The organism is Corynebacterium sp. c8Ua_99, assembly GCF_039907185.1.
Classification (GTDB): Bacteria; Actinomycetota; Actinomycetes; order Mycobacteriales; family Mycobacteriaceae; genus Corynebacterium; species Corynebacterium jeikeium_D.
Genome location: NZ_JASBOG010000006.1, coordinates 12,793 through 26,812, shown reverse-complemented (window position 1 = coordinate 26,812; position 14,020 = coordinate 12,793). Strand labels below are relative to the sequence as shown.

Genomic DNA, 14,020 nt, shown 5'->3' with positions numbered 1-14,020 from the left:
GACGGAAGAAATGAATAGCGCCACGACCGAGCCAACGAACGCCGAGCCAACGAACTCCACAGACTGGATTACGAGCCACACCTGCCACGTGCTTTTTGACCGGCCTGTCATCCCGCCGAACACCGGAAACGCTATCCGCATGTGTGCGGGCTCTGGAGCTATGCTGCATCTGGCCAAGCCACTGGGGTTCAACTTCGATGACAAAAATCTGCGTCGCGCCGGGCTGGATTACCATGACCTGGCCGATGTGCGTATTCATGACTCCATCGATCAAGCATTGGAGACCTTTGCCAGCCAAGGGTGCCGCATCTTTGCTTTCACCGCTCACGCTGACACGTGGCACACCGATATTGAGTACACGAATACCGATGTACTGCTCTTTGGCCCGGAGCCAACCGGGTTGGAACAGTCAGTGCTCGATGATCCGCGAATTACACAATTAATCCGAATTCCGATGCTGCCAGCTCGTCGCAGCATGAATCTTTCCAACGCCGCAGCAGTGGCTGCTTATGAAGTCTGGCGTCAGCAGGGCTTTATGGGCGGTAAATAGGGTCAAGGCGAGGGCTGTTACGGGGCATTTCTGGGCATTATTCGCTCCTGTGCCTAAGATAAATGCCATGGCAGCGACAAAGCTTGATGGCAAACTCTACCGAGACGAAATCTTTGAAGACCTGGAAAAGCGCGTTGAGCGTTTGAAGGAAGCCGGCTACACCCCGGGGCTGGCCACCGTGTTGGTTGGTGATGATCCGGGCAGCCACTCTTACGTCAAGATGAAGCATCGCGACTGTGAGCAGATTGGTATCGCCTCTATCCGCCGTGACCTTCCGGCTGACACCACGCAGGAAGAACTTGAGGCAGTAATCACCGAGCTGAATGAAAGCCCGGAGTGCACAGGCTACATTGTTCAGTTGCCACTGCCGAAGCACCTGGATGAAAACCGTATTCTGGGGCTCATCGATCCGGAGAAAGACGCCGATGGCCTCCACCCGGTAAACCTGGGCAAGCTGGTCCTCAACGAGCCAGCACCACTGCCGTGTACCCCAAACGGCTGTATCCACCTGCTGCGACGCTTCGGCGTCGAGCTCAACGGTGCCAAGGTTGTTGTTATCGGCCGCGGTGTCACCGTTGGTCGCCCAATCGGCTTGATGCTCACTCGCCGCAGCGAGAACTCCACCGTGACGCTATGTCACACCGGCACCAAGGACTTGGCCGCTGAAACCCGTCAGGCTGATGTCATTATCGCCGCTGCTGGTGTCGCTCATATGCTTACTGCAGACATGGTCAAGCCTGGAGCTGCTGTACTCGACGTGGGAGTTTCGCGTGTCGACGGCAAGCTGGCCGGTGACGTTGCTGATGACGTCTGGGACATTGCCGGTTACGTATCCCCGAACCCAGGTGGTGTCGGCCCACTGACTCGCGCTTTCCTCGTACGCAATGTCGTCGAGCGCGCTGAAAAGCTCGCTGGCCTGGCCTAGTCAGCCAGGAGGAACAACTCGTGTCGAAAAGGGAAATTGCGCAGCGTGCCCGGCGGGAAGATCTGCCGGATCCAATGCTGAACCCGCACAGCCCGAAGACCCCGCCTCCGGGGGCATCGTGGCCAATGTGGGTGCAGTATACGATTTACGGCGCGCTCTTTTTCGGCATGTCCGCCTTCGTTGTGTTTCTGGGGCTGGAGCGGTGGCGACGCGCCACATTCATGCTGGGAAGCACAATGATGCTGCTCGGTGTGGCTAGGCAGTACCTGCCGGACAGCATTCTAGGTGTGTTCTCTGTGCGATCCCGGGCCTTTGACCTTTGGTTTTGCTCCATAATCGGGATGGGAATCGTATTCCTTGCAGTCAGCGTGGATGCGCTGGGAAGCTAGCTGACACTAACTGACATCGCGAGTGAGGAAATTACGCACAATCGAATCCACTCGTTCGAACTCCGTCAAGAATCCGTCGTGCCCCACGGCGGATTCAATCTTTTCTAGCCCCAAGCAGTTGCCCAGATTGCGGGCGAGGTGCTCCTGCTGGTGGAAGGGGTAGAGAATGTCCGTGTCCACACCGGCAACCATGGTCGGCACGGTTGACGAGTGCAGCGCTTCATTGAGGCCACCGCGATCACGGCCAATATTGTGCCGATTCAAGGTATCGGTGAGCACAACATACGAGCCTGCATCGAAACGCTGGGCAAGCTTCTCCGCTTGGTGATCCAAGTAGCTTTCTACCTGGAAGCGATCTTCCGTGCGCATCGCGCCCAGCGGATCCTCACCGGGCTGCGCTGCCGCGCCAAAGCGATCATCCATCTCCAGCTCGCCACGGTACGTCAAATGCGCGACCCTGCGTGCAAACCCCAAACCTCGGGCCGGAGTCACACCGCGGTCGTAGTAGTCGCCGCCATGCCAATCGGGATCGGACTCAATGAATTGAATCTGCGCAGACTGAATACCAATCTGCCAAGCAGACGCACGTGCGCCGACACACATCACCAATGCCTTGCCGACGAAATCCGGGTGCATCAGTGACCACTCAAGCGCGCGGGCCCCACCCAACGAGCCGCCAATGACAGCTTGGAGGCGGGAAATTCCCAGTTCTTGCAGCGCCAGGTGCTCCACCGTCACCGTGTCGCGCACGGAGATTGCGGGAAAGCGAGAGCCCCAGGGTTTGCCGTCGTCCGGATGTGGGCTGGAGGGGCCGGTTGTACCGCGACAGCCACCTATGACGTTGGTGCAGATAATGCAGTACTCATCGGTATCCAGTGCGCGGGCAGAGCCAATCATCCCGTTCCACCAACCCGCAGTCGGGTGGTACTCATCCGAGGGGCCGGAAGCGTGTGCGTCGCCGGTTAGAGCGTGCTCGAGAAGGATGACATTCGAGCAGTCGTCGTTAAGCCGACCCCAGCGTTCGAACTCGACAGTGACGTCGGGGATGACCGCGCCAGCCTCGGTTGTGACATCGCCGATAAAGACACGCCCCGGCTCGCCCTCGGGTGGGAGGGCGGCCGGGGTAGATGGGGAAAAGCTCATGCCTTATAGACTACTTAGTCCGTTCTGTGTCTGTGTACAAACGGTCTACGCGAGTGCTGCGAAGCCGCTCTCGAGATCGGCGATGATGTCATCGATGTTCTCGATACCGACGGAGAGACGCACGGTGGCCTGGGAAATGCCGGCGCGGGTCAGACCCTCCTCATCGGACTGGGAGTGAGTGGTGGTGGCCGGGTGGACAACCAGCGAGCGGACATCACCGATGTTGGCGACGTTGGAGTGCAGCTTCAGAGCGTCAATGAACTTCCAAGCCTTGGCGGTGTCGGCATCCTTCAGGTCGAAGGAAAGCACGCCGCTGGCACCGGAAAGGCCCAGCTTGTTCAGGGTCTCGTACCACGGGGAGCTCGGCAGGCCAGCGTAGTTGACCTTGGCGACCAGCGGGTGGTTCTCGAGGAACTCAGCGACTGCCTTGGCATTTTCATTGTGGCGCTCGATGCGCAGAGCCAGGGTGTCGAGGCCCTGAGCCAGAACCCACGCATTGAACGGAGCCGGGGCAGCACCGGTGTCGCGGAGAATGCCAGCGCGAGCGCGCAGAGCGAAGGCCGGGGCGCCCAGGTCAGCGAACTTCAGGCCGTGGTAAGCCTCGTCGGCCTCGGTGAAGTTCGGGAAGATGGAGCGGCCGTTGCGGGTCTGAGTCCAGTCGAACTTGCCGCCGTCGACGATGACACCGCCGAGGGAGGAGCCGTTACCGGTGAGGAACTTGGTGGTGGAGGAAACCACGACGTCAGCACCGTGCTCGAGTGGGCGCAGCAGGGCCGGGGTCGGAACCGTGTTGTCGACGATCAGCGGAACGTTGTTGCGGTGTGCAACCTCGGCGATGGCCGGGATATCGAGGACATCGATCTGCGGGTTGGCAATGGACTCACCGTAGAAACCGACGGTGTTGTCCTGAACTGCTGCCTGCCAGGACTCCGGGTCATCCGGGTTCTCGACGAAAGTGCAGTCGATGCCAAGGCGCGGCAGGGTGACCTTGAACAGGGTCTCAGTACCGCCGTAGAGGCGTGGCGAAACGACGAAGTGGTCGCCTGCACGAGCCAGGGTGAGGACAGCAGCGGTCTCAGCTGCCTGGCCGGAGGAGAACAGTACGGCAGCGACGCCGCCTTCGAGGCTGGCGATGCGCTGCTCGACGGCATCCACAGTCGGGTTGGTCAGGCGGGAGTAAATCGGGCCTGCATCCGAGAGGTTGAAGCGGTTGGCAGCGTGCTCAGCGGAATCGAAGACGTAGGAGGAGGTGTTGTAAATCGGCAGGTTGCGCGCGGAGGTCTGTGCGTCGGGAGCGAAGCCGGCGTGAATAGCGCGAGTGGACAGGCCCCAGTTGGCGGCGTTGCTGTTGTCGTACTTGGTGGTCATTTCAGATACTTCCTTGCGGTTTTTGAGATTGTTCAAAACGTTGCTTACAAACAATAGTGAACCAAGCTGTCTATTGCAAAGTTTTGGAAAAACCCAAGGTAAGAGGGTGTGTGTATCTGTGTCGAGAGTGCTATAGCCCGCTTAGTACGGATTGGTTTGATTGGCTCTGGGGCGTGGCCAGTTGTGGGGGGTGGGGTGTGTAGGGAGCTGTGGCTAGGTGTGTGTGGAGGCTGCTGTGTATGGGGGGCGTGGGTGGTGCGTGGCGAGTGGTGTTCGACGGGTGGCGGTTTGCCGAAGGAGTTAGTGACTACCTTTATGACAGTTTGAAGGCAATTTTTTGGACAAAAGTGTCATAAAGGTAGTCAGTAACTCATGGGGTGAGGCACTGCGGTGCCGAGTGTCGAGGTGAGCCAAACAGGGGACTGAGTATGGGTGAAGGGTACCGTAAAGCGCCGAAAAGCACTGGATACTGTCAAGACCGTTAAGGAAGTCAGGGCATAGAAAAAGCCCCTCGCGCCATGTGCATCAAATGCAACATGAGCGAGGGGCTATCGCCCGAAACCGGCGGTCGGCCTAGGCCAGCCTGGGCCAACTAGGCCAGCCAGGAGCAAGCAGCTAGTCCTACTTCTTCAGGCCGTCGATGATCTCGTTGAACTCAGCGGACGGACGCATAACTGCGGAGGTCTTCTCATCGTCCGGCAGGAAGTAGCCACCCAGATCAGCTGGGGAACCCTGAGCATCAATCAGGGTCTTGGCGATGGACTCTTCCTTCTCCGTGAGAGCCTTAGCAACCGGGGCGAAAGCTTCCTTCAGCTCGGAGTTCTCGTCCTGCTTGGCCAGCTCCTGTGCCCAGTAGAGAGCCAGGTAGAAGTGGGAGCCGCGGTTGTCGATTTCGCCAGCCTTGCGGGACGGCGACTTGCCCTCGTCGAGCAGGGTAGCGGTTGCCTTATCCAGGGCCTCAGCCAGGACGCGCGGACGTGGGTCGTCGTCATGCTCAGCGGCGTAGCGCAGGGACTCGGCCAGTGCCAGGAACTCACCCAGGGAGTCCCAGCGCAGGTGGTTTTCTTCCTGAACCTGCTGGACGTGCTTCGGTGCGGAACCGCCTGCGCCGGTCTCGAACAGGCCGCCCCCGGCCATCAGCGGCACGACCGACAGCATCTTGGCGGAGGTGCCCAGCTCCATGATCGGGAACAGGTCGGTGAGGTAGTCACGCAGAACGTTACCGGTTACGGAAATGGTGTTCTCGCCGCGGCGGATGCGCTCGAGGGAGAATTTGGTAGCGGACACCGGATCCATGATGCGGATATCCAGACCCTCGGTGTCGTGGTCTGCCAGGTACTCGTTGACCTTGCTGATCAGGTTGTTGTCGTGCGCACGCTGCGGGTCCAGCCAGAACACTGCAGGGTCGCCAGTGATACGAGCGCGGTTAACGGCCAGCTTCACCCAGTCGCGGATTGGGGCGTCCTTGGTCTGGCAGGAGCGCCAGATGTCACCCTCGGCGACGTGGTGCTCAATCAGAACCTCGCCAGCGGAGTTGATGACCTGCAGGACACCGTCAACCGGAATCTGGAAAGTCTTGTCGTGGGAGCCGTACTCCTCAGCCTTCTGAGCCATCAGGCCGACGTTCGGGACAGAGCCCATGGTGGCCGGGTCGAAAGCGCCATTGGCGCGGCAGTCCTCGATAACAGCCTGGTAGACGCCTGCGTAGGAGGAGTCCGGGATGACTGCGAGGGTGTCGCGCTCCTCACCATCCGGACCCCAGCCCTTGCCGCCGTTGCGGATCAGGGCCGGCATGGAAGCGTCAACGATGACGTCAGACGGAACGTGGAGGTTGGTGATGCCCTTATCGGAGTTGACCATGTAAAGGGCCGGACCTTCCTTCAGGTCCTTCTCGATAGCGGACTTGACGGCCGCCGCAGTAGCGTCGTCAAGCTTGTGTAGACCATCGAGCATGGCGCCCAGGCCGTTGTCCGGAGTCAGGTTGGCGGCAGCCAGCTTGGACTCGAACTTCGGGAAAACAGATGGCAGGAAGGCCTTGACAACCTCGCCGAAGATCAGCGGGTCGGAGACCTTCATCATGGTGGCCTTCAAGTGGACGGAGAACAGGATGTTCTCGCGCTGTGCGCGACGAATCTGAGCGCGCAGGAAGTTATCCAGGATGTGGACGTTCATGCCCGTGCCGTCAATAATCTCGCCCTTGAGGACCGGCATGTCCTTCTTCAGGGTGATGATCTGGCCGTCGTTAGCCTCGAGCTGGTAGGTCAGCTTGTCATCTTCCGGCATGACAACGGACTTCTCGTTGTGGCGGAAGTCGTTGGAGGCCATGGTGGCGACGTTGGTCTTGGAGTCTGCAGACCAAGCGCCCATGCGGTGCGGGTGCTTGCGGGCGTAGTTCTTCACCGGCTCCGGAGCGCGGCGGTCGGAGTTGCCCTCACGCAGTACCGGGTTAACGGCAGAGCCCTTGACCTTGTCGAACTTGGCGCGGTCGGCGGTCTCCTCGTCGCCTTCCGGCTGCGACTTGTACTTCGGAATGTCATAGCCCTTTTCCTGCAGCTCTGCGACAGCGCGCTTAATCTGCGGGACGGATGCAGAGATATTCGGCAGCTTGATGATGTTGGCGTCCGGCTCCTTGACCAGCTTGCCCAGGGCTGCCAGCGCATCCTCTACCTTCTGTTCGTCCGAAAGACGCTCCGGGAACTGAGCCAGAATGCGGCCTGCGAGGGAGATGTCGCGGGTTTCAACATTGACACCAGCCTGGCTTGCAAATGCCTCCACGATTGGCTTCAGCGAGTAGCTCGCCAGCAGAGGGGCTTCGTCAGTACGGGTCCAAATAATTGTCGCCATAATTCATGTCTCCTATCTGTTTTGTTCCACGATAACCCAGTTTTGAATCTTGGGTTGTGTCGGGGCATAGCGCAAAAACAGTGATAGTGATATGAATAACGCAATTATGTGAGGTAAGTCACGAAATGCGCAATTATTTGTCGCTTATTCGCCGCTTTTCATTCCATTTTTCGCTTTACGACGGCCCCCGCGCTCAAACCCTTCAAATACGAAAAACCGCGCTGGGGTGTCGTGCACGCCGGCGCGGTTGTTCAGGGCAGCCTATTTAGTTCTGTGTATTGTTCGGAGGATTGTTCTGGCCGAACTGGTAGCCCTGAGTGTTCTGAGACTGTGGGTACTGCGGAGCATAGCCCTGCCCCGGGGCCGACTGGGTAGTCCTGACCAGTTTCTGGCCGCGGAACCATGCGCGCATGTCCTTGAGGAACATAAGAACGCAAGCCGCGATCAGCATGGCACCTGCGAGGAAGAGGACTACATCCACCCAGGAGCTCAAGAACAGGAGGGGGATGATGGTCATAGCCAACGCCAGTGGTGCCACGGTGACGCAGAAAAAGATTGGTGCCGTCGAGTCTTCACCGCGGAGGATGGAGTGAATCCAGTATGCGGTCAAGGTGACAGGCATCATTCCCATCAGTAAGAGGACTGGAACAAGAACGAGGGCGGCTGCAGCGCCCATAATGTAGCCGATGTCATCCCAAGAATCACCCAACGATGACTCTAGGCTGCCGAGATCGTTGGCGCCCTGGATGCCGAGCGTGATTGCGTACAGAACTGCGATGATGCCAATCAGAGTTGAAAAACCGACCAAGCCGGTAGTGATTCGGGGGATGAGTGGCATGCGCTGCCACATGTTCGGCAGTGTGGCGTTTGCAGGCAGCGGTGGTACATCCGTGGTCACCGTGGTGGTTACTGTCGCAGGACTGGTTTGAGTGGGGGCGGACCACTGTGCTTGCTGGGTTTGCGTCTGGAACGAGGATTCCTGCGCAGTGGGTACCGGGCGATTTGCCAGCCCGCGCAGCGTCGCAATGGTGATGGTGGCGTTCTCATCGGCCAGCAAAGCGTCGTATTCGCGACGACGTCCCTCATCGCCAAGCACTTGCAGCGCAGTGAGCTTCTCCTGGAACTCGCCGGAGTACTCCGAGACGCCAGCATCTCGCAGTTCGGAGAGTTGATTAGAAAGATTTGCATGGAGCTCTTCGGTGCTGGCTGCGCTATCCAGCGTCAGAGACTCGTAGAGGTTATAGCGGTCGCCCATAGTGGATCAAGATCCTATCGGTATTGCAGTTCGAAATATCTTTTAAAACAATTTACCTGGTAGCTATTACGGCAGCATCGAAGACCCGGAGCGCTCGATGGGTAGGAAGTCCGTGGCGCTCGAAGGGAATTCGTAGTCCTCGGCAAACAATGCCGATTACAAAATGCATTGGGAAGAACTTGAGTGAGCGACTTCCACTAATGGCCGCAGATGTTATTCCGCGCACAAATACCCGGGGAACAGGCGGATTAAATAGCGAAATTTTTGTGTTGCGGAGTAGAGTCTCATTTTTCCCTTGCGGCTCCCCTCACGGTTTTGCGAGCCCGTCTTGGGTCGAAAGTCGAGGGGAACTGAGAGTCCACCAACTGGCGTAAGAAGAGAAAAGGAGACGGTCGCAATGACGTCGTCAAGCGAAGTAACAACCCACAACGACGACCACAAACCGCGTGCGCGTCGTGCGGGAGCGTTTAGCTCGCATCGCCGTCCTGTTCCGGTGCAGGACGACATCTCTGATCTACGCCGAATCTTGGTGATTGTGGCTCTGTCGGTCGGTGCATTCGGCATCGGCGTTACCGAGTTTGTGGCCATGGGCCTGCTGCCTTACATCGCTGATGCCTTCGGACGTGATGAGGATGCCGCAGGGCGCATGATTTCGATGTACGCACTCGGTGTTGTCGTGGGCGCACCCCTAATTACCGTGCTGACCGGCTCGATTCCGCGCAGGCGCATGCTCCTGCTGCTGATGGCGGCATTTACCATCGGCAATGGTGCCACGGTTTGGGCAGGCACACTGGGCTCTTTCGAAGCGGTCATGGTCTCGCGCTTCATCGCCGGTCTGCCGCACGGCGCGTATTTCTCGGTGGCGGCGCTGGTGGCTGCCTCCCTGGCTAAGCCGGGACAGCGCGGCAAGATGGTGGCTCTGTCGGGCGTGGGGTTGTCGGTGGCGACTGTGATTGGTGTGCCGGCCGCGCAGGTGCTGGGACAGATTTACGGTTGGCGCAGCGCCTTCGCGTTTGTCGCGGTCATCGGGCTGATTGCATTTGTTTCGCTGTGGTTCGCCGTGCCGCATATGAACCGCATGCCGAAGACACGTCCGATGGATGAGCTCTCGGCTCTGGTGACACCGCAGGTGCTGCTGACCGTCGCAATCGGCACCGTTGGTTTCGGCGGCATGTTCGCGGTTTACACCTACATCACCTGGACTATGACTCGCGAAGCGGGCATGAGCGAAAACCACATCTGGATTGTGCTGATGGCCTACGGCATCGGCATGGTTGTCGGTACTTACATCGGTGGCTGGCTCTCCGACCGCATCGGGGAGTGGGGCATCATGGTTGCGCTGGTGCTGATGGTAATCATGCTCAGCGTCTTCTACTTCACCTCACAGAATGCTGTGCTGGGCACGATCAACTTCCTCCTTATCGGTCTGCTGGGATCGGTATTGGTGCCAAATCTGCAGACCCGTCTGATGGATGTCGCCGGTCGCGCACAGACGCTGGCGGCAGCTCTCAACCAGGCCGCATTGAACATGGCCAACGCCTTTGGAGCGGCGCTCGGTGGTTGGGTCATTGCGTCCGGTTATGGCTACCGCGCACCGGCTTTGGGCGGCGCGACGTTGGCGATGTTGGCTATCTTCATCGCTCTGCCGACCATTGTTCTTTACCGCCGCTCACAGGCGAAGAAGGCCGAGCGCATCGAACTGCGCTAGGGGTCTTCAAGGCGTAGTGCACGCATAGGTAACGTATGAGGGCATGAGCCTTACAATCGCGACAATCAATGTCAACGGCATCCGCGCCGCCGTCAAGGAGCGCAGCGAAACCAATCTGGGATTGCTGGAGTGGCTGAAGCACACCAGTTCCGATGTCGTTTTGCTGCAGGAAGTCCGCGCCACCGACGACCAGGCACGCAAGGCCCTCGCGCCCGCTTTCGATGCCGGATGGCATTGGGTCGGCGCTGAAAACCTGGGTGCCAAGGGGCGCGCCGGCGTGGGCATTCTCTCGCGCTTTCCGCTTAACGACGTCCAGGTGGGCATCGGCTCCGAGGAGTTCGAAGAATCCGGTCGGTTTATCAGTGGTATTGCCCCGGCAGCGGACACCGGCCTGGATGTGGATGTCCAGATTGCCAGCCTCTACCTGCCCTCTGGTGCTGCCCTGAGCGAGAAGCAGGATGAGAAGTACCGCTTCCTCGATGCCTTCTCCGACTACCTGGCGGAACTGGGTGCCAAGGGGCGCGACGGTCACCACGCAGTCATCGGCGGCGACTGGAACATCTGCCACCGCGAACAGGATTTGAAGAACTGGAAGACCAACCGCCGCAAGAGCGGTTTCCTACCGCAGGAGCGTGCCTGGATGGACTCGGTCTTCGGCTGCTGGCCCGATGAGGTTCCCCAGGATTCGCAGGTTCAGGCCAGCGAAAAGGAGCTGGAATCCGGTGCCTTCTCCGATGGTTCTGTGTGGGAGGCCCCGAAGCTCAATGCAGATCCGGTGTGGTTTGATGTCACTCGCCGTCTGCACCCAGAGGCCGACGGTCCTTGGTCCTGGTGGACCTACCGCGGTAAGGCGTTCGATACCGATGCCGGCTGGCGGATCGACTACCAGGCGGTAACCGAACCAATGCTCAAGCGTGCTGTCAGCTCGGTAGTGGATAAGCCTGCCGCCTACGACCTTCGCTGGACGGACCACGCGCCGGTGATCGTGGAGTACGCCTAAACCCGGCATACGCCTAACCCCGAGCGGACTAGTGTGCTCTGAGGTCAGCGAACTCTGGGATCAACTCCGGCTCGGGAGCGGTTACGAGATGCCGGTTCTGCCGCAACATGGAGGCGATGCCGTCAACGATGGCGTCGGCCCATTTGTCCTGCATAGCGGGGTCGGCCAAATCGCGGGTGAGTTTTTCAGCGCCCACCGCTCCCAGCGATAGCGCAATTGTCGGCGCATGCGGCCGCGAACTCTGGTTCACCGCCACTGCCGGCGCCAGGCCGGTGCGAAACTCGGTTGGCACCCCGTTTGTGCTGTAACTGCTGTGCGGATTGAAACCTCGGTAAACCATTCCGTCGCGCACACCCGCCGCCAACTGCCAATCGGCAGGAGCATCGTCCTCAGGTTCGAGAGACTTCACCACAGCGGATACCGAAAAGCCACGATCGCCGATGTTATCCCCAGAAAGAGCCTGGCCCTCTGATGAGCGACCGACGATTACGGTGGCTGCGCTCGCCGTGTCGTCGGCAAGCGAATGCGCGCCAACGATTGCGCCGCGCTGACGGAGCTTGTCGCTGGCGCGTTGCACGATGCTGTCGATGTGAGCGGAAGTATCCCCACTCAAACGCAGCGCGCGAGGCAGGTCGGCGTTGATAGCCTCGATGGCCTCGCGGCGAGAGTCGACGGTGATGCGCGCGCCGGCGAGCGGATCGACAGCCTCGTCGGGGGAGGGGACGATTGGCTGGCGCGGAGGCATCCACAGCGGATTGGGGCGCGCCGGGCGGTGTGGGGAACTGTTGACAACAGCGTGCAACTCTTCAGGTGAAAACATCTTGTTGACCGCGAAAATCATCACCGAACTGTCGTGATACACAGGCGTGAGCCCCGGCGCGTGCCATGCCCAGGAACGCATCGACAGCGCCTCCGTGCCATCCGTGTTCACACCCGGCGGGGAACTAATGATGTAGTGCACTCCCAATTTCTTCGCCATGGCATCGAACTCTGGATGTGAGCCCAGCAGGTCAACGTTTATCGGCAGCTTGTTGCTCGCCTCGGCAGTTTTGTCGGAGAAGGAGAAATGGCGGAACAGGGTCGGCAGTCCGGCGATGGCATACATCCACGCAGAACCGTCACGACGGTCATTGAGAATATGCCCCTCAAACGCATGCGGCTGTGCGGACAGCCAATCAATAGCTTCCATGTCCGCAGCGGTCACAAACGTGCTTCCGAAACTCTGGCGAATTGCCTCGCGCTGAGCAGGCCCACTCGCCCAGGTCGCAGGCACAATCGCCAGTGCCGCTACGAGCCCCATCGCCAGCGCAGGATTCCACGACTTGGTCGGCTGATCTCGCTTTGCGACGATCCACTGCGCCGCAGCCACAATCCCGACAACGGCAGCCGCGACTGCGTAGCCGACCAGCACTGCGCGCAGAATTCCCATAACCGCCTGCATGCGGTACGGCATGTCGTAGAAGAAAGTGCCAATAAACTTCAGATAGGTGCCGAACGGCTCAGACCAACGGGACTGCGCACTATCGGACACCACAAAGAGCAGCCCGAAAACCAGTGCCGGCCACGGAGCCCATGGGCTGTCTGGCAGGCGAGAGACAAGCGCCACCACCAGGCCGATGAGCACAAGAACCAGAACAGTCCGGGAAAAGATGGGCTCGTCAGCATAGCGGGAAAACCCAATCAGAGTTCGCCACAGTGATTCGGAGCGGGAAATCTCAATTTGGCCGGTAAAGCCCGCAACGGATTCGCCTTGCCCCCTCGCGGACAAAGCTGCCGGGAGAGTCATCACCAGGGCGAGCGCGCCGATAATTAGCGTGCGAACTAGGCCACTGACGCTCGGTTGGGTAATCAACCACAAGCCAACAAAGAGCACGGCAGCAATTGCGCCGGCCGGGTGGGTGATAAACGTGCTGACCAGGGCAAGCGCAGCGGGGACAATATAGCCCCGCATGGTCAAAGCCGCAGCAATCGGCAAAGCGGCCACCGCGAGCAGATACGGCATGGAGGAGGTGCGCCAAAGGGCCACCCAAATCTCCGGAAGCATCAGCGTCGCGACGGCAGCTGCGGGACCGGCATAGGCCGCCCACTTAGGACCAACTGCGGTGCGGGCTAGCACCGCAGTTGCTGCGGGAACAAGCAGCGCCGGGGCCAAGAACGCAAACACGTTGGAATCGAGGAAGACCGAGCCGGGCAGCAGCCCCGCCATGGCATGCCAGCCGGTGGGGTAGAACATTTCGGCCCCGGTCTCCTGATTCATCAGGTCACCGGCCGCGGTGGGCGAGGCTATTGCATGCTCGTCAATGAACCGGAGGAAGTTGGTATGCCAGAGCATGTCCCAGGCTTCGCGGATAGCGCCGGGGCCGCCAGGGACGTCGTTAAGCACGAGCATGGCGCGCATCGAGCCGACTACCGTAACTCCGACGACAATCATCGCGGTGACAACGCCGGAATCGAAGCCGTCTTCGGGCGTTGCTCGGGGGACGAATCTGCGCACCAGATAGCCAATAGCACAGAACCATGCCCACATGCCGGCCACGAAGAGCCAGGTGTAATCCAGCCCGAGCGCGTGAGACAACCATGCGGAAAAACCGGTCACACCCAGCATTAATGGGCCGGCAGATGCCAACGCGAGCGTGGGACGTAGCCCACTGGCCCAACCGAGAACTGCGCCTGGGACCAGCAGGATGAAGACGGCAACCGCAATGGCAGCGAGCATGGGACTCCTGACGGATAAGAGAATTGAATTAGTCCAATAATACCTGTGGGTTAGTTCGGCACTTGGGACGCGAGCGCCTAAGATTTGAAGAAGGACTGATGGGACTTCAGCCGCTGTAAAAC

At 59.7% G+C, this 14,020-nt stretch carries 10 protein-coding genes; 5 read left to right on the top strand and 5 right to left on the bottom strand.

Annotation, left to right across the window (positions count from 1 at the left end; all coding sequences use genetic code 11):
* The first annotated feature begins 10 nt into the window (after positions 1-10).
* From QKE19_RS04865 to QKE19_RS04855, 3 genes are all read left to right on the top strand, one after another.
* Positions 11-550, top strand: a complete 540-nt coding sequence (locus QKE19_RS04865) for a tRNA (cytidine(34)-2'-O)-methyltransferase (protein WP_049190330.1) — start codon at positions 11-13, stop codon at positions 548-550.
* A 67-nt stretch (positions 551-617) separates the two neighbouring features.
* Positions 618-1,475 carry a bifunctional methylenetetrahydrofolate dehydrogenase/methenyltetrahydrofolate cyclohydrolase gene (locus tag QKE19_RS04860; protein ID WP_005510041.1) on the top strand — a complete coding sequence of 286 codons (858 nt, stop codon included), beginning with the start codon at positions 618-620 and terminating at the stop codon, positions 1,473-1,475.
* Positions 1,476-1,495: 20 nt separating this feature from the next.
* On the top strand, positions 1,496-1,864 hold the full coding sequence (locus QKE19_RS04855) for a DUF3017 domain-containing protein (protein WP_005510063.1): 369 nt from the start codon (positions 1,496-1,498) through the stop codon (positions 1,862-1,864).
* A gap of 6 nt (positions 1,865-1,870) precedes the next feature.
* On the opposite strand, the gene QKE19_RS04850 is transcribed toward QKE19_RS04855, so the two are convergent.
* From QKE19_RS04850 to QKE19_RS04835, 4 genes are all read right to left on the bottom strand, one after another.
* Positions 1,871-3,007: a homoserine O-acetyltransferase gene (locus QKE19_RS04850; RefSeq protein WP_101687765.1), complete on the bottom strand. Its 1,137-nt coding sequence runs from the start codon at positions 3,005-3,007 to the stop codon at positions 1,871-1,873.
* A 45-nt stretch (positions 3,008-3,052) separates the two neighbouring features.
* Positions 3,053-4,375: an O-acetylhomoserine/O-acetylserine sulfhydrylase gene (locus QKE19_RS04845; protein WP_016422138.1), complete on the bottom strand. Its 1,323-nt coding sequence runs from the start codon at positions 4,373-4,375 to the stop codon at positions 3,053-3,055.
* 621 nt (positions 4,376-4,996) lie between these two features.
* The gene (locus QKE19_RS04840; protein WP_048731557.1) at positions 4,997-7,219 is read right to left on the bottom strand and encodes an NADP-dependent isocitrate dehydrogenase; all 2,223 of its coding nucleotides are present in this window, start codon (positions 7,217-7,219) and stop codon (positions 4,997-4,999) included.
* Between the two features lie 265 nt (positions 7,220-7,484).
* The gene (locus tag QKE19_RS04835; RefSeq protein WP_347890496.1) at positions 7,485-8,474 is read right to left on the bottom strand and encodes a molecular chaperone DnaJ; all 990 of its coding nucleotides are present in this window, start codon (positions 8,472-8,474) and stop codon (positions 7,485-7,487) included.
* 397 nt (positions 8,475-8,871) lie between these two features.
* Between QKE19_RS04835 and QKE19_RS04830 the strand changes: the two genes are divergently transcribed.
* Together QKE19_RS04830 and QKE19_RS04825 are read left to right on the top strand one after the other, a co-directional pair.
* Complete coding sequence (locus QKE19_RS04830; protein WP_016422141.1) at positions 8,872-10,182, top strand: MFS transporter; 1,311 nt, start codon at positions 8,872-8,874, stop codon at positions 10,180-10,182.
* A 43-nt stretch (positions 10,183-10,225) separates the two neighbouring features.
* Positions 10,226-11,182 carry an exodeoxyribonuclease III gene (locus QKE19_RS04825; protein ID WP_049171950.1) on the top strand — a complete coding sequence of 319 codons (957 nt, stop codon included), beginning with the start codon at positions 10,226-10,228 and terminating at the stop codon, positions 11,180-11,182.
* Positions 11,183-11,210: 28 nt separating this feature from the next.
* Here the strand turns inward: QKE19_RS04825 and QKE19_RS04820 are convergent, their stop codons facing one another.
* Positions 11,211-13,898: a DUF6541 family protein gene (locus QKE19_RS04820; RefSeq protein ID WP_347890495.1), complete on the bottom strand. Its 2,688-nt coding sequence runs from the start codon at positions 13,896-13,898 to the stop codon at positions 11,211-11,213.
* Between the last annotated feature and the right edge of the window lie 122 nt (positions 13,899-14,020).

What these genes read in the sequence shown, in the direction of transcription:
- QKE19_RS04865 (WP_049190330.1), top strand. Translation starts at nt 11, where the DNA reads ATGAATAGCGCCACGACCGAGCCAACGAACGCCGAGCCAACGAACTCC.
- QKE19_RS04860 (WP_005510041.1), top strand. Translation starts at nt 618, where the DNA reads ATGGCAGCGACAAAGCTTGATGGCAAACTCTACCGAGACGAAATCTTT.
- QKE19_RS04850 (WP_101687765.1), bottom strand. Translation starts at nt 3,007, where the DNA reads ATGAGCTTTTCCCCATCTACCCCGGCCGCCCTCCCACCCGAGGGCGAG.
- QKE19_RS04845 (WP_016422138.1), bottom strand. Translation starts at nt 4,375, where the DNA reads ATGACCACCAAGTACGACAACAGCAACGCCGCCAACTGGGGCCTGTCC.
- QKE19_RS04840 (WP_048731557.1), bottom strand. Translation starts at nt 7,219, where the DNA reads ATGGCGACAATTATTTGGACCCGTACTGACGAAGCCCCTCTGCTGGCG.
- QKE19_RS04835 (WP_347890496.1), bottom strand. Translation starts at nt 8,474, where the DNA reads ATGGGCGACCGCTATAACCTCTACGAGTCTCTGACGCTGGATAGCGCA.
- QKE19_RS04830 (WP_016422141.1), top strand. Translation starts at nt 8,872, where the DNA reads ATGACGTCGTCAAGCGAAGTAACAACCCACAACGACGACCACAAACCG.
- QKE19_RS04825 (WP_049171950.1), top strand. Translation starts at nt 10,226, where the DNA reads ATGAGCCTTACAATCGCGACAATCAATGTCAACGGCATCCGCGCCGCC.
- QKE19_RS04820 (WP_347890495.1), bottom strand. Translation starts at nt 13,898, where the DNA reads ATGCTCGCTGCCATTGCGGTTGCCGTCTTCATCCTGCTGGTCCCAGGC.